At 62.5% G+C, this 22,039-nt stretch carries 11 protein-coding genes; 9 read left to right on the forward strand and 2 right to left on the reverse strand.

The window, feature by feature from the left end:
- Positions 1-490: 490 nt before the first annotated feature.
- On the reverse strand, positions 491-6,103 hold the full coding sequence (locus LOY50_RS13260; protein WP_258691094.1) for a putative Ig domain-containing protein: 5,613 nt from the start codon (positions 6,101-6,103) through the stop codon (positions 491-493).
- A gap of 548 nt (positions 6,104-6,651) precedes the next feature.
- Between LOY50_RS13260 and LOY50_RS13265 the strand changes: the two genes are divergently transcribed.
- The 3 genes from LOY50_RS13265 (at position 6,652) to hemN (ending at position 9,950) form a co-directional block, all read left to right on the forward strand.
- Complete coding sequence (locus tag LOY50_RS13265) at positions 6,652-7,095, forward strand: CopD family copper resistance protein (protein WP_214512260.1); 444 nt, start codon at positions 6,652-6,654, stop codon at positions 7,093-7,095.
- A gap of 96 nt (positions 7,096-7,191) precedes the next feature.
- Complete coding sequence (locus LOY50_RS13270) at positions 7,192-8,565, forward strand: coproporphyrinogen III oxidase (protein ID WP_258691095.1); 1,374 nt, start codon at positions 7,192-7,194, stop codon at positions 8,563-8,565.
- A complete protein-coding gene (hemN, locus tag LOY50_RS13275; RefSeq protein WP_258691096.1) occupies positions 8,562-9,950 on the forward strand; it encodes an oxygen-independent coproporphyrinogen III oxidase in 1,389 nt (462 codons plus the stop codon). The genes LOY50_RS13270 and hemN overlap by 4 nt, the downstream gene beginning before the upstream one ends.
- Positions 9,951-10,110: 160 nt before the next feature.
- Here hemN and LOY50_RS13280 read toward each other — a convergent pair whose 3' ends face one another.
- Positions 10,111-12,768, reverse strand: a complete 2,658-nt coding sequence (locus LOY50_RS13280) for an excinuclease ABC subunit UvrA (protein ID WP_258691097.1) — start codon at positions 12,766-12,768, stop codon at positions 10,111-10,113.
- Positions 12,769-12,963: 195 nt separating this feature from the next.
- On the opposite strand from LOY50_RS13280, the gene LOY50_RS13285 reads away from it, so the two are divergent.
- The 6 genes from LOY50_RS13285 to LOY50_RS13310 all read left to right on the forward strand — a co-directional run bounded on the left by LOY50_RS13285 (position 12,964) and on the right by LOY50_RS13310 (position 22,017).
- The gene (locus LOY50_RS13285; protein ID WP_258691098.1) at positions 12,964-14,442 is read left to right on the forward strand and encodes a hypothetical protein; all 1,479 of its coding nucleotides are present in this window, start codon (positions 12,964-12,966) and stop codon (positions 14,440-14,442) included.
- Positions 14,443-14,795: 353 nt separating this feature from the next.
- The gene (nosR, locus tag LOY50_RS13290; RefSeq protein WP_258691099.1) at positions 14,796-16,964 is read left to right on the forward strand and encodes a transcriptional regulator NosR; all 2,169 of its coding nucleotides are present in this window, start codon (positions 14,796-14,798) and stop codon (positions 16,962-16,964) included.
- Between the two features lie 53 nt (positions 16,965-17,017).
- The gene (gene nosZ, locus LOY50_RS13295; RefSeq protein ID WP_258691100.1) at positions 17,018-18,937 is read left to right on the forward strand and encodes a TAT-dependent nitrous-oxide reductase; all 1,920 of its coding nucleotides are present in this window, start codon (positions 17,018-17,020) and stop codon (positions 18,935-18,937) included.
- A gap of 25 nt (positions 18,938-18,962) precedes the next feature.
- On the forward strand, positions 18,963-20,276 hold the full coding sequence (locus LOY50_RS13300) for a nitrous oxide reductase family maturation protein NosD (RefSeq protein WP_258691101.1): 1,314 nt from the start codon (positions 18,963-18,965) through the stop codon (positions 20,274-20,276).
- Complete coding sequence (locus LOY50_RS13305) at positions 20,273-21,190, forward strand: ABC transporter ATP-binding protein (RefSeq protein ID WP_258691102.1); 918 nt, start codon at positions 20,273-20,275, stop codon at positions 21,188-21,190. Before LOY50_RS13300 ends, LOY50_RS13305 begins: the two co-directional genes overlap by 4 nt.
- Positions 21,187-22,017: an ABC transporter permease gene (locus tag LOY50_RS13310; RefSeq protein WP_046062341.1), complete on the forward strand. Its 831-nt coding sequence runs from the start codon at positions 21,187-21,189 to the stop codon at positions 22,015-22,017. Before LOY50_RS13305 ends, LOY50_RS13310 begins: the two co-directional genes overlap by 4 nt.
- Positions 22,018-22,039: the final 22 nt, after the last annotated feature.

The following is a 22,039-nucleotide window of genomic DNA, read 5'->3' on the forward strand; positions in this document are numbered from 1 at the left end:
CAAGGCCTGAAAAGATCGCAGCCTCGCTTCGCTCGACAGCTCCTACAGCGCAGCCGAGCGGGAGCAAGCTCCCTCGCCACAAAAACGGTCCGGGCCCAGTGCTTGCCTTCAGCACAACACGCCCCCCTGTGGCGAGCTTGCTCGCGATTGCGGTGGGTCAGCCAGCATCAATGTTGAATATTCCGAGGCCTTCGCGAGCAAGCTCGCTCCCACTGTTTGATCTGTGGTTGTCCTTGATTTTTATGGCGCCGCCAGTCCCCTTGTGGGAGCGAGCTTGCTCGCGATTGCGGTGGGTCAGCCAGCATCAATGTTGAATATTCCGAGGCCTTCGCGAGCAAGCTCGCTCCCACAGTTTGATCTGTGGTTGTCCTGGAATTTTCTGGCACAGCACGACCCTGTGGGAGCGAGCTTGCTCGCGATTGCGGTGGGTCAGTCAGCATCCTTGCTGAATGTGCCGCCGCTATTGCGGGCAAGCCTGCTCAGGGGGCAATCAGGCGGTGAAGTCGCTGGCGTGCAGCTCCTTGACGCCGACCAGTTCGAATTCGAACTCGGGGGTGGCGTTGGCGTTGGTACTGCCGGAGAGGATGCCATCGACGAAGCGCAGCTGGCCGGTGGCGTTGGTGGGGTCGAAGGCGTTGCTGCCAATGAACGTGAAGGCATCGACTGTGGCGGTCAGCGGGTTGGCGTCCAGGCCGGTGAGGTCCAACTTGTCGAACTCCGCGCTTTTGAAGCCGCTGATCACATCGCGCAAGGCCCCGACGCCCATGTCCGACAGCGCACCAAACGCGTAGGTGTCCGCGCCAGTGCCACCGTTGAGGTTGTCGGTGCCTGCGCCGCCGATCAATCGGTCATCGCCCGAACCACCCACCAGCGTATCGTTGCCGGCCCCACCGTCGAGGACGTTCGCCGCGCTGTTCCCCGACAGCGTGTCGGCGTAGGCGCTTCCCTTCAGGTTCTCGATGAACTTCAAGGTGTCGAGCCCGGACCCCACGGTGTTCTGTTGCGCCGACGTCGAGAGGTTGACGGTCACGCCGGACAGCGCGCGCTCGAAGCTGGCCGTGTCAATGCCATCGCGTCCATCCAGTACATTGTTGCCGGCCCCGGCGAACAGCGTATTGTCCAGCGCATTGCCGGTGCCATTGGCGGCGCCGGTGCTATCGACATACAGGTTCTCGACGTTGTTGCCCAAGGTATAGGCCGCCAGGCTGCTGTGTACGCTGTCGATCCCGCCGGTCACGGTGTTGCTGTTGGTCTCGATCACACTGTCATCGGCATTGTCGACAAAGTAGCTGTCGTTGCCATCGCCACCGCTCATGCTGTCGGCCCCCGCAGCGCCGTCGAGTACGTTATGGGCGGCATTGCCGGTGATGAAGTTGCGCCGTTCATTGCCGGTGCCGTCGATCTCCGACACGCCGGTGAGCACCAGGTTTTCCAGATTGGCGCCCAGGGTCCAACTGACCGAGGCTTGCACCGTGTCGATCTGCGACGTCGAGGTGTTGGTTTCCACCACGCTGTCGAAGGCATTGTCGACCACGTAGATGTCGTTGCCGTCGCCACCGGTGAGGGTGTCGGCGCCCAGGTCGCCGTTCAGCGTGTCGTTGCCCGAACTGCCCACCAGGGTGTCGTCCTGGTCGGTACCGGAGATCATCCCGCCCTGGTTCTGGGCGTTGTCGAAGATGTCCTGCACGCTGTTGTTGTCGTTGGGATTGCCATGGAAGCCCAGGTCATCGGCAATGTAGTCCGCCAGGCGTTGACCGACGATTTCCGCCGACTCCTCGTGCAGGTGCCAGACGTCATCGGGATACACCAGCGGGTCGACTTCGTAGCGCAAGGGCAGGTCGGTGTAGTCCACCGCCAGCTTGACGTCGGCGCGCTCGGCGGCCATGGCTTCCTGGGCGGCGCGCACATAACCGACGCCCTCGACGATGGACGCGATCTTCTCTTCCGAATATCCCCGGGCCCGAGCCGCGTCTTCTGAGTAATGACCGGTTTCCATCAGGTACACACTGAAATTGCCGAACTGGGCGTGCAGGTAATCGAAGACTTTCAGGGTCGCGGCCTTGTACGCCGCCGCAGCTGCGGCTTTGTCCGTGGCGCGGGCGATTTCCTGGGCGGCTTCCTCGCCCTGGCCCCAGATGATGCCCATGGTGACGTTATCGATCGCCTGCAGTTCGGTGCGCTGGTCGCGCAGCAATGTCACTGCCCGCAACAGCGCCTGCCCGGGTTGGTTGGTGTCGGTCAGCCACCAGCACAGCTTGAGTTCCTCGGCGCTGAGCGTGGACAGGCCGTTGACCGTGCTGCCGCCCACCGCGATGTCGATGCCGTTGCCATCGGCATCGGTGAACTGGCTGCGCACGTCATAGGTGGTATAGCGGTCCAGGTCGTTGACCAGCATCGAGGTGCCGGATTGGTTGTCGTCCTCGGTCATGCGCAGCAGGCGCGCGTTGGATTGGCCGAGGGTCGGCAGGTAGAGAATGTCCTGCTGGGCGCGCTCGCCGAAGACGAAGTCGCTGGCGGTGAGGGTGTTGAGGTAGTTGCCGTTGAGGGCGATTTCGAAGCGATTGCCGTCGGCATCGGCTTCGGCGGACTTGATGTAGGTCTTGTCGCCGGCCGCGTTCAGGGTCATGTACAGCGTGCCGTTGCTGCCATCGCCGAGGCCGAGAAAGCCCAGCCCCGAGACGTTGATTTTGTCGACGCCGACGGTGAAGTCATAAATCGTGTCGGTGGCCGTGACGCCCCCGGTGTCGTAGTCGCGGTAGCTGTCGAGCAGGTTGCTGTAGCGGAACGTGTCGGCACCGTCGCCGCCGTACAGCGAGTCGCGTCCGGCGCCGCCATCGACGATGTCCGCACCGGTGCCGGCCTTGATCGTGTCGTTGCCGCCCAGGCCAAGGATCAGGTCCGCGCCGGTCGTGCCGTTGAGGGTCTCGGCATTGTTGGTGCCGGTGATCGTGTTGGCGGGCGCATCGGCCACCACCAGGGCGAAGTTGTCACTGACCGAGGCGCCCGACGGGTCGGTGGCCTTGACCAGCACGTCGTAGTTGCCTGCCGCAGTGCTGGTCGGCGTGCCGCTGAAGGTCAGGCTGGTGGCATTGAAACTCAGCCAGGCGGGCAGGGCGCTGCCGTTGGCGAGGGTCGCGGTGTAGGTCAGTACATCCTGGTTGGCGTCGGTGAAGCTGTTGCTGGCCACGGTGTAGCTGAACGGCGTGCTTTCACTGGCGTTCTGGTCAAGCAGCGGGGTGGCCACGACTGGCGCCACGTGGGTTGGGGTGTTCTGGTCGGCGAAGACAAAGTGACTGGCCGTCAGGCTGCTGAGGAAGTTGCCTGCCATCGAGACCTCAAACCGGTTGCCGTTGGCATCGACCGTCAGGTCCTTGAGGTAGGTGCGGTTGGTCGACGAACTGTAAGTGACCTGCAGGGTGCCGTTGAGCCCGTTGCCCAGGCCGGTATAGCCAAGCGCCGACACATCGATCTTGTCCGCAGTCAGGTCGAAGTCGAGGATCTGGTCACTGGCGCTGGTGGAACTGGTGCGGTAGCTGTCGAGTTTCGAGGTGTAGCGGAACACATCGGCCCCCGTGCCGCCGGTGAGCTTGTCCACCCCGGTGCCGCCGACCAGGATGTCGTTGCCGGCGCCGCCATTGAGGGTGTCGTTGCCCGCGCCACCGAATAATTGCTCATTGGCTGCGGTGCCGGTCAGCGTGTCGTTGTTCGGCGTGCCATTGATCACAATGGCGGTGGGAACGTCCTGCACGGCGAGGGTAAAGCTGTCGCTGACGGTGGCGTTGCTGCCGTCGCTCGCAGTGACCTGGATAGCGTAGGTGCCCGACGCGGTGTCGGGTGGCGTGCCGCTGAAGGTGCGGGTGGCGGCATCGAAGACCAGCCAGCTGGGCAGGGCGCTGCCGTTGGCGAGTTTGGCGGTGTAGCTCAGGCTGTCGTTGTCCGGATCGGTGAAACTGGTGGCCGGCACCACGTAGCTGAACGGAGTGTTTTCGGTCGCGTTCTGGTCCACCAGTGGCGTTGCCAGTACCGGCGCCTGGTTGGTCGGCGAGGTGGTGGCGAAGACGAAGTTGGCGCTGGTCAGGGTGTTGAGGTAATTGCCATCCAGCGCCACTTCGAAGCGGTTGCCATTGGCGTCGGCTTCCAGGGACTTGATGTAGGTCTTGGTGCCGGCACTGTTGAGCACCAGGTACACGGTGTTGTTCTTGCCGTCCCCCAGGCCGGTGAAGCCCATGGCCGAGAGGTCGATCTTGTCGGCGCTGATGTTGAAGTCGGTGATCAGGTCGCCGAGGTTGGCGCCGCCGGTGTTGTAGTTGCGGTAGCTGTCCAGGCGGTTGGCGAACACGAAGGTGTCCGCCCCGGCGCCCCCGGTGAGGGTGTCCATGCCAGCACCGCCGTCGAGCTTGTCGTCGCCGGCGGCGCCACTGAGGCTGTCATTGCCCGCCAGGCCGAGCAGGGTGTCGGCTGCATCGCTACCCAGCAGCGAGTCGCTGCCGTTGGTGCCGGTGATCACGCGATTGAAGATGAAATTACTGGCGGTCAGGGTACTGGCGAGGTTGCCCGTGAGGATCAGTTCGAAGCGATTGCCGCTGGCATCGGCGTCGAAGTCCTTGATGTAGGTGCGGTTGTTGCTGGCGCTGTAGCTGACCTGCAGGGTGCCGCCACGGCCGTTGCCCAGGCCGGTGAAACCGAGGCCGGCGAGGTCGATCTTGTCCTGGGTGACGTCGAAGTCGGTGATGGTGTCATCGAAACTGGTGGTCGCGTTGCGGTAACTGTCCGACTGGGCGACGAACCGGAACGTATCGGCACCGGTGCCACCGGTGAGTTTGTCGATATCGGCGCCACCGACGAGGATGTCGCCACCGGCCGCGCCATTGATCGTGTCGTTGCCCGCGCCGCCATAGAAAATCTCGCTGGCGGCGCTGCCGAGCAGGGTGTCGTTGCCCGCCGTTCCTTGCACGGTGGTCATCGGCACCGTCGCACTGACGTAGCTGCCGTCGCCATAGACCAGCGTGGCGCCATTGCTCGTGTGGCTGATGGTGTTGGCGATGATCGCGTTACGGTCGGTGCCGTCTTCGTTGCGCTCTGCAACGCCGTAGGTCGACAGGTTGCTGCCGCTGATGATGTTGCCCTGGATGGTGTTATCGCTGCCGTTGAAGTACTTGCCGGACACGCCCAGGGTGTCGTCGTAGGACTGGATGATGATTTCCGGTACGGCGCCGCCCAGGGAATTATTGTTGAGGGTGTTGTCGATGATTTCGACGTGGTTGCTGCCGTAGATGCGGATCCCGGCGCTGCTGTTGTCGTGGATGTCGACGCCGGTGACGGTCACTTCGCTGGAGAGCTTTATCAGCACGCCTTCGGCGCCGTTGCCATACACCTCGCCGCCGGTGATGGTGATGTTGTTGGGCGAGGGGATGTCCTCGCTGCCGCGCTGGATCACGATGCCATTGCCGCCGTTGTCGTAGGCGACGTTATTGGTCATGGTGAAATCGTGGGTGCTGGTGACGACGTTGAAGCCGTGGCGGTCGTTGTCGTAGGCGACGTTGTTTTCGAAGGTGCTGTCGCTGAGGAAGTCGGCGACGAAGCCGTCCAGGCCGTTGCCGTGGGACACGCTGTTCTTGATGACCATGTTGACGGTTTGCTCGTGGGGGTCGAAACCGTACCCGGAGCAATCCTTGATCTCGACGCTGTCGAGGGTGACGTTGGAATCGTAGCCTTCCTGGCCTGGAATGTAGCCGTTGAACCAGCCGTCGACCTTGCCGGTGGTGCTGTCACGGTTGCCGTCGATGGTGAGGTTGCTGACGCCGAAGTCGTGGGTCTCCTCGCCGTAGGCCGAGCGGATGATGCCGGTGATCTTGGTGTCGGAGCCGTCGACCAGCTTGACCGTGGTCTCGCCCATGCCGTCGCCGTACAGATAGACGTTGCTCTTGAGCATCAGGCAGCCATCGGAAGGTTCCACTCCTCCCGAAACGATGTAGGTGCCGGTCGGCATGTACACCTGCCCACCGCCGGCCGCGGCCGCCGCATCAATCGCACTTTGGATGGCTGCCGTGTCGTCGGTGATGCCATCTCCTTTGGCGCCAAAATTTTGTACGTTGAAAATCATGAGCTTATCTCCGTATCAGGCTTAAACCTAGGTAGACGTCAACATTCCATCGACGACCTTCGTGTTATGACCCAACGGAGCGCAAAAGTTGTGACCGCATATCGGGGAAAGTGTCAAAAAGCCGGACTAACTGATCAGCGGTTGTGTATGGCTTGCGCAGGCGCAACGTTCCGTTGACGCTTTCTCAACGCCGACGATGCTCTTTCCTGTGGGAGCGAGCTTGCTCGCGATAGCGGTGCACCAGTCAACCTCGATGTAACTGATCCGACGCTTTCGCGAGCAAGCTCGCTCCCACAGAGTTCGTGCTATGCCAAAAATCCAGGACAACCACAGATCAAAATGTGGGAGCGAGCTTGCTCGCGATAGCGGTGCACCAGTCAACCTTGATGCAACTGATCCGACGCTTTCGCGAGCAAGCTCGCTCCCACAGGGTTTGGTGGTGTGGCAGGCAGTGCGGTTTCCTTGATTGGCATCAACCCCACTTTCGGGATGGCGCGATAACCTCGAATAAACCATCGCCCCACTGAAGAGGGCGACTGAGGAACCCCATGAGTTATCCGCTGTTTCTGACCTTGCACCTGTTTGCCGCGCTGGTTTTCATCGGCACGGTTTTCTTCGAAGTCCTGTTCCTGGAGAGCATTCGCAAGCAATTGCCTGCCAAGGTCATGGTGCTGCTGGAGCAAGGCATCAGCCAACGCGCCCGGCAGTTGATGCCGTGGGTGCTGCTGGTGCTGTTCGGCGCGGGCATTGGCATGGTCTGGCTGCGCTATTGGCCGGTGCTCTCGTCACCGTTGCAATCGTCCTTCGGTTTGCTGCTGGGGCTCAAGATCCTGTTGGCGGGCAGTGTGCTGGGCCATTTCCTCTGGGCCATGTGGCTGTTCAGGAGCGGGCGCATGAACGCCCGCTACGTGCACATCATCCATACCAGCGTGTTCCTGCACATGGTCGCGATCGTGCTGCTGGCCAAGGCCATGTTCTACGTCACCTGGTAAGCGCCGGTGGCGTGGTTCCAAGGCGCTTGATACAGGTCAAGGTGACCCGGCGGGTTACCCCGCAAACTGCTTGCGCACAGCCACTCGGAGATTGTCATGTTCGACCCGTTCCATACCCTCGGTGAGCGACCTTCGGGCCGTGCGCCTGTGGTGGCTGATTTCGATTGTCCGGTCGGTACACGTAGATTCCACACAGGCATCGGTTCGCTCGACCTGCTTCGAGGGTTGCGCAGCAGCCGTCAGAAACGACGGCCCCTATCCGTGGCGGTGCACCTGCCTTCGCGCTTGCGGCTGGCGTCGTGTTCGCCCCTGGCCAGTGACTGCCGGTGCGGCGAGATCGAGGGCTACCTGCAACGCCTGACGTATGAGATGGGGCTGGTCGGTTGCCACTTGGGCGCAGGGCGGCACGTCGAGCAGTTTTGCCTGACCGGTGGCACACCGGTGATCGCTCATCTGCAGAAGTTGATGAATGACCTGCGCAAGCGCTTCGACTTCAGTGAATACGATGGCGGCGACCACAGCATCGAGGTGGACCTGCACCACACGGATTGGTCGACCATGGGCCTGATCCGTGACCAGGGTTTCACTCATGTCAGCATCGGCGTCCCCGACATTGGCGTCGACAGCGACCTGTCGGTCGATTGCTACCAGAATCCGGCTCCGATCCATTCGTTGATCGATGCGGCGCGCACCTTTGGTTTTCGCTCCATCAACATTGACCTGGGCTACGGTCACGCTTGGCAGACACCCAGCAGTTTCGCCCTGAAACTGGCGACGCTGATCGAACTGGAACCGGACCGGCTGCACGTTTTCGACTATGCCCGCGCGCCTTATCGTTACCGCTCGAAGAACACCGGGGTGGCCGGTGCCTTTTGCAGCCCGGCTGATAAGGACGCCATGCGGCGGATCTGCTGCGAGCAACTGATTGGCGCCGGTTATCACTACATCGGCCTGGGCCAGTTCGTCAGGGCCGACGATGACCTGGCGGTGGCCCAGGAGCACGGACGCCTGCATCGCAATTGCCAGGGTTTTACCCGTCACGGTTGCTGCGATCACGTGGGCTTCGGGCTGTCGGCCATTACTCAGATCGAGCACCTGTACGTACAGAACACCGACGACCTGCATCAATATTGCCAACAGCTGGACGCCGGGCAGTTGCCGGTGCGTCGCGGCTGGCGCTGTGACGCGCAGGATCAGGTCAAGGCGAGCGTGACCGAGCAGCTGTCCTGTGACCTGGAGCTGGATATCCTGGCCATCGAGGCACGCTTCGGCCTGGTGTTTCGCGAGCATTTCGCGTCCGTCTGGCCGTCGCTGGAAGTGTTGCATGACCAGGGATTGATCGAACTGTCGAGCCGGTTTATCGGCATCCTGCCCGCCGGGCGCTTGAACGTGGATGCGATCTGCAATCTGTTCGACTCAGGACTGGATGACGCAGGCCCACACCCTTTTGAAAAGTTGAACCCATCATGAATGCTGCATCCGGTTTCAATCGTGCCCTGGTGGAGAAATACGACCGCCCGGGGCCGCGCTACACCTCTTATCCGACGGCGCCGCAGTTCCACCAGGCCTTTGCCATGGACGAATACCAGCAGGCTGCCCTGCGCAGCAACCAGGCGCCGCAGCCCAAGCCGTTATCGGTGTACATCCATATCCCGTTCTGCCAGAGCCTCTGCTATTACTGCGCATGCAATAAGATCATCACGCGCAAGACCCATCGTGCCGTCGAATACCTGACCTACCTCAAGCGCGAAATTGCCCTGCAGGCGGGCTTGTTCGATCGCTCGCGCAAACTGACCCAGCTGCATCTGGGCGGGGGCACGCCGACTTACCTGACCCATGAGCAACTGGCCGACCTGATGGACTGCCTGCACCAGTCGTTCGACATGGACGACAGCGACGCCCATGAGTTTTCCATCGAGGTCGATCCGCGGACCATCGATGCGCAACAGATCCAAGGCCTGCGTCAGCTGGGGTTCAACCGCCTGAGCTTCGGCGTCCAGGATTTCGATGCCCAGGTGCAGATCGCCGTCAATCGAGTGCAAAGCGAAACCCAGGTCGTCGAGCTGGTGGAAGCCGCGCGCGTGGCGCGCTTCAAGTCGGTCAGCGTCGATCTGATCTATGGCCTGCCTTTGCAGACCATCGCCAGTTTCGATGTCACCTTGAGCAAGATCATCGCCCTGCGTCCGGACCGGATCGCGGCCTACAGCTACGCCCACCTGCCGCAACGGGTGCGGGCGCAACGGATGATCCGACCAGAAGACATGCCGCCGCCAGAGCGCAAGCTGGAGTTGCTCGAGCTGACCATCAATCGCCTGACTGAAGCCGGCTACGTCTACATCGGCATGGACCACTTTGCCTTGCCGGATGACGAACTGGTGCGCGCCCGCGCCCAGGGCAGCCTGCAGCGTAATTTCCAGGGTTATTCCACCCACGCCGACTGCGACCTGATTGGCCTGGGGGTCTCCTCGATCGGCAAGGTGGGCGACAGCTACAACCAGAACGTCAAGGAGCTTTCCCAGTATTACGCCCGGTTGGATCAAGGCTTGCTGGCGGTGCAGCGTGGTTATCGGCTGAGCGACGACGATCGCCTGCGGCGCGAGGTCATCAGCGAATTGATGTGTCACGCACGCATCGATTTCGGCCGGATCGAGAGCGCCCACGGAATTCGATTTACCGAGTACTTCGCCGATGCCCTGGAGCGGCTCCAGGAGCTGGTGCGCGACGGGTTGCTGGACCTTCGCGACGACGAGCTGGTGTTGTTGCCCCAGGGGCAATTGATGATGCGCAACGTGGCCATGGCTTTCGACGCGTACCTGGGGGCGGACCAGACGGTTCAGTATTCGCGTACGGTCTGATAACCGCTCTTGTGGCGAGGGAGCTTGCTCCCGCTGGGCTGCGTAGCAGCCCCCAGGCCAGTCACCGAGGTGTATCAGTTTGATGTCGTCAGCTTCATTGGGGGCGCTTCGCACCCCAGCGGGAGCAAGCTCCCTCGCCACGGGGGATTTGGGCCAGGTTTTATCTTCCAGGCTGCAAAGCCCTTTTCAGAAACTCCGCCGTCCGGCTTTCCCGGCAGGCCGCGACTTCCTCCGGAGCCCCGCAGGCCACGACGTTCCCACCTTGGGAACCCGCGCCCGGGCCGATGTCGATGACCCAGTCACTCTGCGCCACGACGCGCATGTCATGTTCCACCACAACCACCGTGTGACCGTCCTCCACCAGGCGATTCAACTGCACCAGCAAGCGATCCACGTCTTGGGGATGCAGCCCATTGGTGGGCTCATCCAACACATACAACGTCGCCCCCCGGGCCTTGCGCTGCAGTTCTGTCGCCAGCTTGATCCGCTGGGCTTCGCCGCCGGACAGCTCCGTGGCCGGTTGGCCCAGGCGCAGGTAGCCCAACCCGATATCCTGCAGCACCTGCAATGAGCGCCTGGCCGCCGCTTGTTCGGCAAACACCTCGAGTGCCTGGTTTACGGTCAGTTGCAGCACTTGGGAAATGTCCAGGCCTTGCCAGTTCACCGCCAGGGTCTGCGGGTTGTAGCGCGCGCCGTGGCAGGTGGGGCAGGGCGCGTACACGCTGGGCATGAACAACAATTCCACGCTGACGAAACCTTCACCTTCACAGGTCTCGCAACGGCCCTTGGCGACGTTGAAGGAAAACCGTCCGGCATCGAACCCCAGTGCTTGCGCCTGCGCTGTCGCGGCGAACAGTTTGCGCACGTGATCGAACAGCCCGGTGTAGGTGGCGAGGTTGGAACGCGGGGTGCGGCCGATGGGTTTCTGGTCCACCTGCACCAGCCGCCTGACCGCTTCAAGCCCAGCGGTAACGCGCCCGCCGCTGGTTTGCACGGGTTCGTCTTCCAGGCTTTGCTCATCGGGTTCGGCGCTGGGGCTGGCTTGGCCCAGGTGGGCGCCGACCAGATCCAGCAGAGCCTGGCTGACGAGGCTGGATTTGCCTGAGCCGGAGATGCCGGTCACGGCGGTGAAGCAACCCAAGGGAAAGGCCGCGCTCAAGTTGTCGAGGTTGTTGCGGGTGATGCCTTCCAGGCGCAGCCAATCCCTGGGCGTCCGAGGGCTGCGTGCCGTAACGTGTTCCTCACCAAAGAGGTAGGCGCGGGTGCGTGATTCCGGCACTTGGCCAAGGCCTGCTGGCGGGCCGCTGTAGAGGACTTTCCCGCCTTGTTCGCCGGCGTCCGGGCCGACGTCGATGAGCCAGTCGGCGCGGCGCATGGTATCGAGGTCATGTTCGACCACAAACACCGAGTTGCCCGCTGCCTTGAGGCGTTGCAAGGCGCCAAACAGCGCCTCGCTGTCGGCCGGATGCAGGCCGGCGGAGGGTTCGTCCAGCACGTAGATCACCCCGAACAACTGGGAATTGAGCTGGGTCGCCAGGCGCAGGCGTTGCAGTTCGCCGGACGAAAGCGTCGGCGTGCTGCGTTCCAGGGCGAGGTAGCCCAGGCCCAGGTCGATCAGGGTGACGATCCGCTCCAGCAGCTCGGCGGCGATGCGTTGGGCGGCCAGGCGTTTCTCCAGGGAGAGGTTGGGAGTGTGGCGCGCGTCGGGCCCACCCGCGTGCGGGTTGTCGCCCCTGGCGGCGCGTTGCTCGCGGGCTTCTCGGGTTTGCTGGTGGCTGAGGACGTCCCCGGTTTCTTCGGCCTGTTCCAGGTAGTCGGGTGCCAGGACACGCTTGAGCACTTCGGCCAGTTCAAGCAACGGCAGGTGCGACAGTTCGGCGATGTCCAGGCCGGCAAAGGTCACGGTCAACGCCTGGCGTTTGAGGCGCTTGCCTTCGCACACGGGGCAGGGGCTGGCGCGCATGTATTGCGCCACGCGTTTGCGCATCTGCGCGCTTTGGGAGTGCATGAACGTGTGCAGCAGGTAGCGTCGGGCGCCGCTGAACGTGCCCTGGTAGCTCGGTTCGAGCTTGCGTTTGAGAGCGGCGCGGGTCTGGGCCGGGGTGAGCCCGGCGTATACGGGAACGGTAGGGGTTTGTTCGGTGAAGAGAATCCAGTCCCGCTGCTTCTTCGGCAGTTCGCGCCAGGGGATGTCGACGTCATAGCCCAGCGTCACCAGGATGTCCCGCAGGTTCTGGCCCTGCCAAGCCATGGGCCAGGCGGCCACGGCGCGCTCGCGGATGGTCAGCGACGGGTCCGGCACCATGGACGCTTCGGTCACCTCATAGACCCGGCCCAGGCCATGGCATTCCTGGCAGGCACCTTGTGGCGTGTTGGGCGAGAAGTCTTCGGCGTAGAGCATCGGCTGGTCGGCCGGGTAGCTGCCGGCGCGGGAGTAGAGCATGCGAATCAGGCTCGACAGGGTGGTGACGCTGCCCACCGATGAGCGTGCGCTGGGGGTGCCGCGCTGTTGCTGCAAGGCGACTGCCGGCGGCAGGCCCTCGATGCTGTCCACGTCCGGCACGCCCACCTGATCGATCAGGCGTCGTGCATAGGGTGCGACGGACTCGAAGTAGCGACGCTGGGCTTCGGCGTAAAGCGTGGAGAAGGCCAGCGACGATTTGCCGGACCCCGACACACCGGTGAACACCACCAGGGCATCGCGGGGGATGTCCACGTCGACGTTCTTGAGGTTGTGTTCGCGGGCGCCACGCACCCGGACGAAACCGGTGCCTTGCGGCACGTCAGCGGTTGAAGCGTGGGCGGAGCGTGGGGGCATCGGGCATTCCTTGTGGACGTTGGTGCAACGCTTCAGGGCGTTATGGCGCTGCATTATGGCGATGGCAGAGTGGACTGGATCACAGCGCTGACAATTATGCGACCGGGTTCAACCGTTCGCGTGCGATAAAAATTTACTCCGGGCGCAAGAGATGAGAAAAGCTCTGCAGATTTTTCCCATGGATACGGACGCCTCATGCCTCGATCGAAGTTGTTCTCCACACTGTTCGTCGCGCTGCTGGCCGGTGCCGCGCTCTGGTACATCTGGATGATTGCCAGCGCCAAGCTGGAGTTGGGCGGCGACAGTCCTGACGAGCAACAAGTCGGTGAAGTGAAGGACACCGAGTTGCGAGCGATGACCTCGTATTGCACGGGCGTGACGGTGACGCCACAGGGAACCTGGCTGGTGGCGCGCCTGGAGAGGGAGGCCCGGGAGCTCGAACCGTCCGCGGAGGTGTTGGACCTGGATGCGCTGGTCTATGGCCAGCCGAAGCAGCCCAATGAACCGGAAGAGTCTGGAACCTTTGCCGGTTTGTTTTCTCATGGTGACAAGGAAACCACCTTCATTTCCCGCCTGGACGCCCAAGGGCAATTTCAGCTGGTGGCACATGTCAGCGGCAGCGCTTGTATGGTGGCCAGCCCCGACGGCACCAGTGTGTTCCTGCTCACGGGCCTTCGTCGGCCTGAAACGGCGAATACCCATGATCCCGATCAGACCGTGGTCTTTCGCACGGATGATCAAGGCCAGCGCTGGACCTGGTTGACCAAGGGTTGGTTTCCCGAGGCCGAATCGTTGGCCTGGAGCCTGGCTCCCTATTTCCACGGCTCGAATGAAGTCTGGGCCGTGGGCACGCCGGACGCGGTGGATGAAGACGGCGATGAAGAGAAGCCGACTGCCGTTTCCACCGGTATCTTCTACTCGGCTGATCGGGGGGCGAACAGCGCGCCGATAATGGCGCCCGAGTCGCTGCTGGTGCCCGCCAAATACGCCCACGGCAAACGCCCTGACATCACTGACTGGGGCACGAATACAGATGAACATGGGGAAATCCAGACCAATATCCTGCAACTGGATGCACAGACGGCCTTTATCTGGGTGTCCCAACGCTTCTGGGGCGTCCATCCAGATGGCGTGAGCGACAATATCGCGATCAACGTCACCACACGGGCCCGGTTGCAAGCCAAGGCCGGGCATTGGCAGGTGGCCGACGTACAGCGTGCCGACAACCTGTTTGTGAGCAAGCTGATACAGAACGACGCCGGGCGGGTGATTGGGCTGATTGAGCAGGGTGACGGCGGGCGAGATGTTGTCGCCGAACTGGATACCGCCGCGCTGACCTGGACGACCATGGGTGAGCTGCCCAGTGTGTTTGCACCCCTGGCATCGCAGACCCAGGTGCGCGGCGACAATCTCTGGCTGGGCCAGAACACCCTGCTGATCAACACGACCAGCGATCACCATCCGCCGCGCTGGCTCTACTGGTGGTCGGACGCGAACATCTCCGCCGATGGGGTGTTCTATTCCAGGGATTGGGGGCGCTCCTGGCAGCGCCTCGCCATCGACGGTTACCTGGGCATTCTCGGCTTTCAACCGGCGCAGGACCGGGTGTTCTGGGCCAATGGCAATTGGTACGACAATAATGACGGTCGTATCTATTCCTATGGGTTGCGCTGAGCACAGATAGTCCCTGACACACGCACCGCCGAACCGCTCTTGTGGCGAGGGAGCTTGCTCCCGCTGGGCTGCGGTAGGAGCTGCCGAAGGCTGCGATCTTTTGATCTTTTGACCTTTGACTCAACACTCAACAAGGCCTGAAAAGATCGCAGCCTCGCTTCGCTCGACAGCTCCTACAGCGCACCCCAGCGGGAGCAAGCTCCCTCGCCACAAAAGCAGTTTTCATCTGCTGGACGTCCGCGTCTGCTTACGGATTCAGGGTTAAGTCTCCCAAGTTGATTTCAATCAAGGGCCGAAGAAGGGGCCGGCCCCTACCATGATCGCCAAGATCCTGTCTTTAAGCCCTGGCGTCCATGACCCGTTCCTCTGTGATGTTGTACCCATCCCGCTCCTGGCTCCCCGGGCTGTTCGTTTTCCTGCTGTTGTTCACGGGCCTGGCCCAGGCCAAGGACTACGGCGACACCCCGCAACAGCGCATCCACCACGTCCTGAACCAGACCGACTCGATCTCCGAGCCCGAGGGGCGGTTCAAGGTGCGCACGCTGTCCGCTGCCGGCAAGGTCCTGGGCTATGTGTTCCAGAGCCTGGACGTGGTGGACATTCCCGCCTATTCCGGCAAGCCGATCAACGTCCAGGTCATTCTCGATCCTGCGGGGGTGATCCTCGATGCCTATGTGCTCGAACACCATGAGCCGATTCTGCTGATCGGCATCGCCGAAGAAAAACTCCACGCGTTCAGCGCGCGCTACAGCGGCATCAAGGTCAACCAGCGGGTGGTGGTGGGGCATTCCAGCGACCCGAATGCCGTGACCGTGGATGCCATCGCCGGGGCTACCGTGACGGCAATGGTGGTCAACGAAGTCATCATGCGCGCCGCCCACGATGTCGCGGTGTCCCTGGGCCTGGTCAAGGGCGATGCGGGGTTGGCCGTGGCGCCGGCGCGTGTGCGCGAGGACATCTACGAGGCCGCCGACTGGAAGACCCTGACCGGCAACGGCGCTATCCGCCGTCTGCTCCTGACCCGCGGCCAGGTCGATGCGTCCTTCAAGGGCACCGAAGCCGAACAGGTCGAGACCGCCAGCGGCGAGCAGGTGAATGACACGTTCATCGACCTCTATGCCACCCACCTCAATCCACCCACCATCGGCCGCAACCTGCTGGGCGAGGCGCAATACCGCACACTGATGGCCGAGCTCAAGCCGGGCGAGCAGGCCATAGCGGTGATGGGCAGCGGTCGTTATTCCTTCAAGGGCTCGGGATACGTGCGTGGCGGCATCTTCGACCGGGTGCAGCTGCGTCAGTCCGGCGACACCATCAGCTTTCGCGACTTGGATTTTCAGCGCCTGAATGACGTGGCCCTCGATGACATGCCGGACTTCGATGAAATGGCGATTTTCATCATCCGTGCCTCCCACCGTTTCGACCCTGGCTCACCCTGGAACCTGGAACTGCTGGTGCGCCGCCAGACCGGACCGGTCAGCGGCACCTTCAGCAGCTTCGAGCTGGCCTATCAGTTGCCGGAGCCCTACCTGGAGCGCCCATTGCCCACCGCCGAGCAACTGGCGGCCGCCGAAGAAGCCAGCCGGCCGATGTGGCTGACGCTCTGGTATCAGAAGAGTGTCGAAATCAGCGTGCTTGGGGCCGCGTTGCTGGTGCTGACGGCGATCCTGTTTTTCCAGGATTCACTGGCCCGGCGGCCGACGCTGTTGCATTGGCTGCGGCGTGGATACCTGGTGTTCACTGTGGTGTTCCTGGGCGGCTTTGCGCTGGCACAGTTGTCAGTGGTCAACGTGCTGACCTTCGTCCACGCCTTGTTCGAAGGCTTTCGCTGGGAGCTGTTCCTCACCGATCCGCTGATCTTCATTCTCTGGGTGTTCACCGCCGGCAGCATCCTGCTGTGGGGGCGTGGGGTGTTCTGTGGCTGGCTGTGTCCGTTCGGCGCGTTGCAGGAGTTGATCAACGAACTGGCGCGCAAGCTCAAGGTGCCCCAATACGAGTTGCCGTTCGTCGTGCATGAGCGGCTGTGGGCGATCAAGTACATCATTTTGCTGGTGCTGTTCGGCGTTTCGCTGGAGTCGATGGCCACCGCCGAACGGCTGGCCGAAGTGGAACCCTTCAAGACCGCCATCACCCTCAGGTTCGACCGCCAGTGGTGGTTCGTGGCGTACGCCGTGGGCCTGCTGGTGATCAATATCTTTACCCGCAAAGTCTATTGCCGCTACGTCTGCCCGCTGGGTGCGGCCCTGGCGATGCCGACCCGGTTGCGGCTGTTCGACTGGCTCAAGCGCCGCAAGGAATGTGGCAACCCCTGCCAACTGTGCGCCAAGGAATGCGAGATCCAGGCGATTCATCCCGATGGCCGGATCAATGCCAACGAATGCCATTACTGCCTCGACTGCCAGATGACCTGGCACAACGAAAACAAATGCCCGCCGCTGATCAACAAGCGCAAGAAGCGCGGCAAGGCAACCGCGACCGATCCGCAACTGATTCCCGTGGTGCAGGTGAACCCGGCGCCTTGAGGCACCCCAATGGCCTGTCCCTTGACCGTTTCATTCTTCATGGAGCACACAGCATGAGCGACAAAAAAAACCAGACCCCAGGCTCGGTGGAAGAACCCAGGGGTGTCAGCCGGCGCAGTTTTCTCGGCACTGGCGCGGTAACCGGTGCCGTACTGGCCGGCGCGACGGCGCTGGGGGGCGGGACGTTCACCCGTGAGTCGTGGGCTGCGGCGGCCAAGGAGGCCAAGTCCAAGATCCACGTCGGGCCTGGGGAGCTGGACGAGTACTACGGTTTCTGGAGCGGCGGCCACCAGGGCGAGGTGCGGGTGCTGGGCGTGCCGTCGATGCGTGAGCTGATGCGCATCCCGGTGTTCAACGTCGACTCGGCCACCGGTTGGGGCCTGACCAATGAAAGCAAGCGCATCCTGGGCGACAGCGCCAAGTACCAGAACGGCGATTGCCACCACCCGCACATCTCCATGACCGACGGCAAGTACGACGGCAAATACCTGTTCATCAACGATAAGGCCAACTCCCGGGTCGCGCGCATTCGCCTGGACATCATGAAGTGCGACAAGATCCTCACCGTGCCCAACGTGCAAGCCATCCACGGCCTGCGCCTGCAAAAGGTGCCGTACACCAAGTACGTGTTCGCCAACGCCGAGTTCGTGATCCCGCACCCCAACGACGGCCACACCTTTGATCTGCAGGACAAAAACAGCTTCACGATGTTCAACGCCATCGATGCCGAGAGAATGGAAATGGCGTTCCAGGTGATCGTCGACGGCAACCTGGACAACTCCGATGCTGACTACACCGGCAAATACGCCGCCAGCACCTGCTACAACTCCGAGAAGGCCTACGACCTGGGTGGCATGATGCGCAACGAGCGCGACTGGGTGGTGGTGTTCAACATCCCGCGTATCGAGGCGGCGATCAAGGCTGGCAAGTTCATCAACCTGGACGGCTCCAAGGTGCCGGTGGTCGATGGCCGCAAGACCGATGGCAAGGACTCCGAATTCACCCGCTACATTCCCGTGCCGAAGAACCCCCACGGGCTCAATACCTCGTCGGACGGCAAATACTTCATCGCCAACGGCAAGCTGTCGCCTACGGTCTCGATGATCGCCATCGATCGCCTGGACGATTTGTTCGCCGACCGCTTCAAGGACCCCCGCGAGGTGATCGTCGCCGAGCCGGAACTGGGACTCGGGCCGTTGCACACCACGTTCGACGGGCGCGGCAATGCCTACACCACCTTGTTCATCGACAGCCAGGTGGTGAAGTGGAACATGGACGAGGCCATCCGTGCCTACAAGGGCGAGAAGGTCAACTACATCAAGCAGAAACTCGACGTCCAGTACCAGCCTGGCCACAACCATGCGTCTCTCACCGAAACCAGCGAGGCGGACGGCAAGTGGCTGGTGGTGTTGTGCAAATTCTCCAAGGACCGCTTCCTGCCCACCGGCCCATTACACCCGGAAAACGATCAGTTGATCGACATTTCCGGTGAAGAAATGAAGCTGGTGCACGACGGCCCGGCGTTCGCCGAACCGCATGACTGCATTCTCGCCCGGCGTGACCAGATCAAGACCCAGAAAATCTGGAACCGCAACGATCCGTTTTTCGCCGACACCGTGGCCCGGGCGAAGAAGGACGGCATCAACCTGGAAACCGACAACAAGGTCATCCGCGACGGCAACAAGGTGCGGGTGTACATGACGTCGATGGCGCCGGCCTATGGCCTGACGGAGTTCACCGTCAAGCAAGGCAACGAGGTGACGGTGACCATCACCAACATCGACCAGATCGAAGACGTCACCCATGGTTTTGTCATGACCAACCACGGCGCGAGCATGGAGATCAGCCCGCAACAGACCTCGTCGATCACCTTCACCGCCGACAAGGCCGGTTTGCACTGGTACTACTGCAGCTGGTTCTGCCACGCCCTGCACATGGAAATGGTCGGGCGCATGCTGGTTGAAAAGGCCTGAGTCATTCACTAGGGAGACAGGCGCAATGACCGGGAATATGCAGCATCCAAACGTTCGTCGACTGGTCATTGCCCTGGTGTTCAGCCTGTTGTCGGGCGGCGCGCTCGGTGCGCCGCAGCCGATCACCGATTTGCCTTTGCAGGCCGAGGGCGACCAGCAATGGCGCCTGCCTGCGGGCCAGTACCGGGGCTCGTTCAGTATCGACCAGCCCATGACCCTCACGTGTGCGCCGGATGCGGTATTCCAAGGGCAGGGCGAGGGCAATGGGCTGATCATTCGCGCCCCGAACGTTCAGGTCCAGGGCTGTACCTTCCTGGACTGGGGCCACGACCTGACGGCCATGAACGCGGCCGTGTTCATCCAACCGGTCGCCCAAGGAGCGGTGGTGCGTGGCAACCGCATGCAAGGCCAGGGCTTCGGTATCTGGGTCGATGGCACGCGGGACGTCAGCCTGATCGACAACCGCATCCAGGGCGACCCCAGCCTGCGCTCCCAGGACCGTGGCAATGGCATCCATTTGTATGCCGTACACGGCGCCCGGGTCATCGGTAACCAGGTGCGTGAAACCCGCGACGGTATCTACATCGATACCTCCAGCGGCAATCTGCTCCAGGGCAATGTCCTGGAGGACCTGCGCTACGGCGTGCATTACATGTTCGCCAACGATAATCGCCTGCTGGATAACGTCACCCGGCGTACCCGCACCGGGTATGCCTTGATGCAAAGCCGCCAGTTGACGGTCATCGGCAATCGCTCCGAACAGGATCAGAACTACGGGATCCTGATGAACTACATCACCTATTCGACCCTGCGCGACAACTTCGTCACCGACGTGCGCGACGGGTCCACCGGCGACACCATGATCAGCGGCGCCGAGGGCAAGGCCCTGTTCATCTACAACTCATTGTTCAACCGCATCGAAGGCAACCATTTCGAGCGCAGCGCCGTGGGTATCCACCTGACGGCCGGCTCGGAGGACAACCGCATCGCCGGCAATGCCTTCGTCCACAACCAGCGCCAGGTCAAATACGTGGCCACGCGGTTGCAGGAGTGGTCGGTGGATGGCCGCGGCAATTACTGGAGCGACTACCTGGGCTGGGATCGCAACGGCGACGGCCTGGGCGATGTCGCCTATGAGCCCAACGACAACGTCGATCGCCTGCTGTGGCTGTACCCCCAGGTGCGGCTGTTGATGAACAGTCCGGGGATCGAACTGCTGCGTTGGGTGCAGCGAGCCTTCCCGGTGATGAAATCCCCCGGGGTGATGGACAGCTATCCGCTGATGGAAACGCCTGTCCAGCCCCCGTCACGCAACAGTGCCCAGGAGGACGCGTCTTGAACGTCGTCGAGATCGAAGGGGTCAGCCAGCGCTATGGCGATGTCGCCGTGCTGCGCGGGTTGGACTTGAACCTGGCCCAGGGCGAGGTGCTCGGCCTGTTCGGGCACAACGGTGCGGGCAAGACCACCACCATGAAGTTGATCCTCGGTTTGCTGCAAGCCAGCGAGGGCGAGGTGCGTGTCTTCGGTCGCGCGCCCAGCGACCCGAGGGTGCGGCAGATGCTCGGGTACCTGCCCGAGAACGTGATGTTCTATCCGCAGTTGAGTGGGCTGGAAACCTTGCGCCATTTTGCCCGGCTCAAAGGTGCCGCGCCGGAGCAGGTGGAGCGTTTGCTGGAAGAGGTCGGGCTGGCGGCTGCCGCGACACGGCGCGTGAAAACGTATTCCAAGGGCATGCGCCAGCGTCTCGGTCTGGCCCAGGCGCTGCTCGGCCAACCGCGCCTGTTGTTGCTGGATGAACCGACCGTGGGCCTGGACCCTATCGCAACCCAGGACCTCTATCAGTTGCTCGACCGCCTGCGTTGGCAGGGCACCAGCATCATTCTCTGTTCTCACGTCTTGCCTGGCGTGGAAGCGCACATCAACCGCGCCGCGATTCTCACCCGCGGGCGCCTGTTGGCCCTGGGCAGCCTGGCCCGGCTGCGCGAGGACGCCGGGTTGCCGACGTTGATCCGCGCCTCGGGCCTGTCGCGGGCCGACTGGCTTCGCCAGCATTGGCGCAGCGAAGGGCACGCCACCCAGGGCTGGGGCGCCGAAGGGGTGCAGGTGTCCGCGCCGGATGGCAGCAAGCTTAAACTGCTGCGCCAGTTACTGGCCCAGGATGACCCGACGGATGTCGAGATCAAGCCGCCGTCGCTGGAGGATTTGTACCGGCATTACATGGTCCGTGCCGCAGCCGAGGAGACCAGCCTATGAATCCGGTCTGGAACATGGCCCGCAAGGAATTCAGCGATGGCCTGCGCAATCGCTGGTTGTTGGCGATCAGCCTGTTGTTCGCGGTGCTGGCGATCGGCATCGCCTGGCTCGGCGCGGCGGCGTCCGGTCAATTGGGGTTCACCTCGGTGCCGGCCACGGTGGCGAGCCTGTCCAGCCTGGCGACCTTCCTGATGCCGCTGATTGCCTTGCTGTTGGCCTATGACGCGATTGTCGGCGAGGACGAGAGCGGCACCTTGCTGCTGTTGCTGACCTACCCGTTGGGTCGCGGCCAATTGTTGCTGGGCAAGTTTGTTGGGCACGGCTTGATCCTGGCCCTGGCCACCTTCATCGGTTTTGGCTGCGCGATGCTGGCCATCGCCCTGTGGGTGGACGATGTCCAGTTGAGCCTGCTGCTCTGGGCCTTCGGTCGGTTCATGGTGTCCAGCACGCTGCTGGGCTGGGTGTTCCTCGGGCTGGCCTATGTGCTGAGCAGCTTGTCGGCAGAGAAATCCACCGCGGCCGGATTGGCGCTGGGGGTGTGGTTTTTCTTCGTGCTGGTGTTCGACCTGGCCTTGCTGGCGTTGCTGGTGCTGAGCGAAGGGCGCTTCAGCCCGGAACTGTTGCCATGGTTGCTGCTGTTCAACCCTACCGACGTGTATCGGTTGATCAACCTGTCCGGGTTCGATGCGGCGTCTAGCGGCGCCGCGGTGCTGACCTTGGGCAGCGACCTGCCGGTGTCGGCGCCTTTGCTCTGGCTGTGCCTGGGCCTGTGGATGGCGGTGCCGTTGTGGTTGGCCTATCGGTTGTTCAATCGCCGGTGCCCGTGAATTTCAATCTTGATAAGGGAGC

It is taken from the genome of Pseudomonas sp. B21-010, assembly GCF_024749325.1.
Classification (GTDB): Bacteria; Pseudomonadota; Gammaproteobacteria; order Pseudomonadales; family Pseudomonadaceae; genus Aquipseudomonas; species Aquipseudomonas kilonensis.

What these genes read in the sequence shown, in the direction of transcription:
- LOY50_RS13260 (WP_258691094.1), bottom strand. Translation starts at nt 6,103, where the DNA reads ATGATTTTCAACGTACAAAATTTTGGCGCCAAAGGAGATGGCATCACC.
- LOY50_RS13265 (WP_214512260.1), top strand. Translation starts at nt 6,652, where the DNA reads ATGAGTTATCCGCTGTTTCTGACCTTGCACCTGTTTGCCGCGCTGGTT.
- LOY50_RS13270 (WP_258691095.1), top strand. Translation starts at nt 7,192, where the DNA reads ATGTTCGACCCGTTCCATACCCTCGGTGAGCGACCTTCGGGCCGTGCG.
- hemN (WP_258691096.1), top strand. Translation starts at nt 8,562, where the DNA reads ATGAATGCTGCATCCGGTTTCAATCGTGCCCTGGTGGAGAAATACGAC.
- LOY50_RS13280 (WP_258691097.1), bottom strand. Translation starts at nt 12,768, where the DNA reads ATGCCCCCACGCTCCGCCCACGCTTCAACCGCTGACGTGCCGCAAGGC.
- LOY50_RS13285 (WP_258691098.1), top strand. Translation starts at nt 12,964, where the DNA reads ATGCCTCGATCGAAGTTGTTCTCCACACTGTTCGTCGCGCTGCTGGCC.
- nosR (WP_258691099.1), top strand. Translation starts at nt 14,796, where the DNA reads ATGACCCGTTCCTCTGTGATGTTGTACCCATCCCGCTCCTGGCTCCCC.
- nosZ (WP_258691100.1), top strand. Translation starts at nt 17,018, where the DNA reads ATGAGCGACAAAAAAAACCAGACCCCAGGCTCGGTGGAAGAACCCAGG.
- LOY50_RS13300 (WP_258691101.1), top strand. Translation starts at nt 18,963, where the DNA reads ATGACCGGGAATATGCAGCATCCAAACGTTCGTCGACTGGTCATTGCC.
- LOY50_RS13310 (WP_046062341.1), top strand. Translation starts at nt 21,187, where the DNA reads ATGAATCCGGTCTGGAACATGGCCCGCAAGGAATTCAGCGATGGCCTG.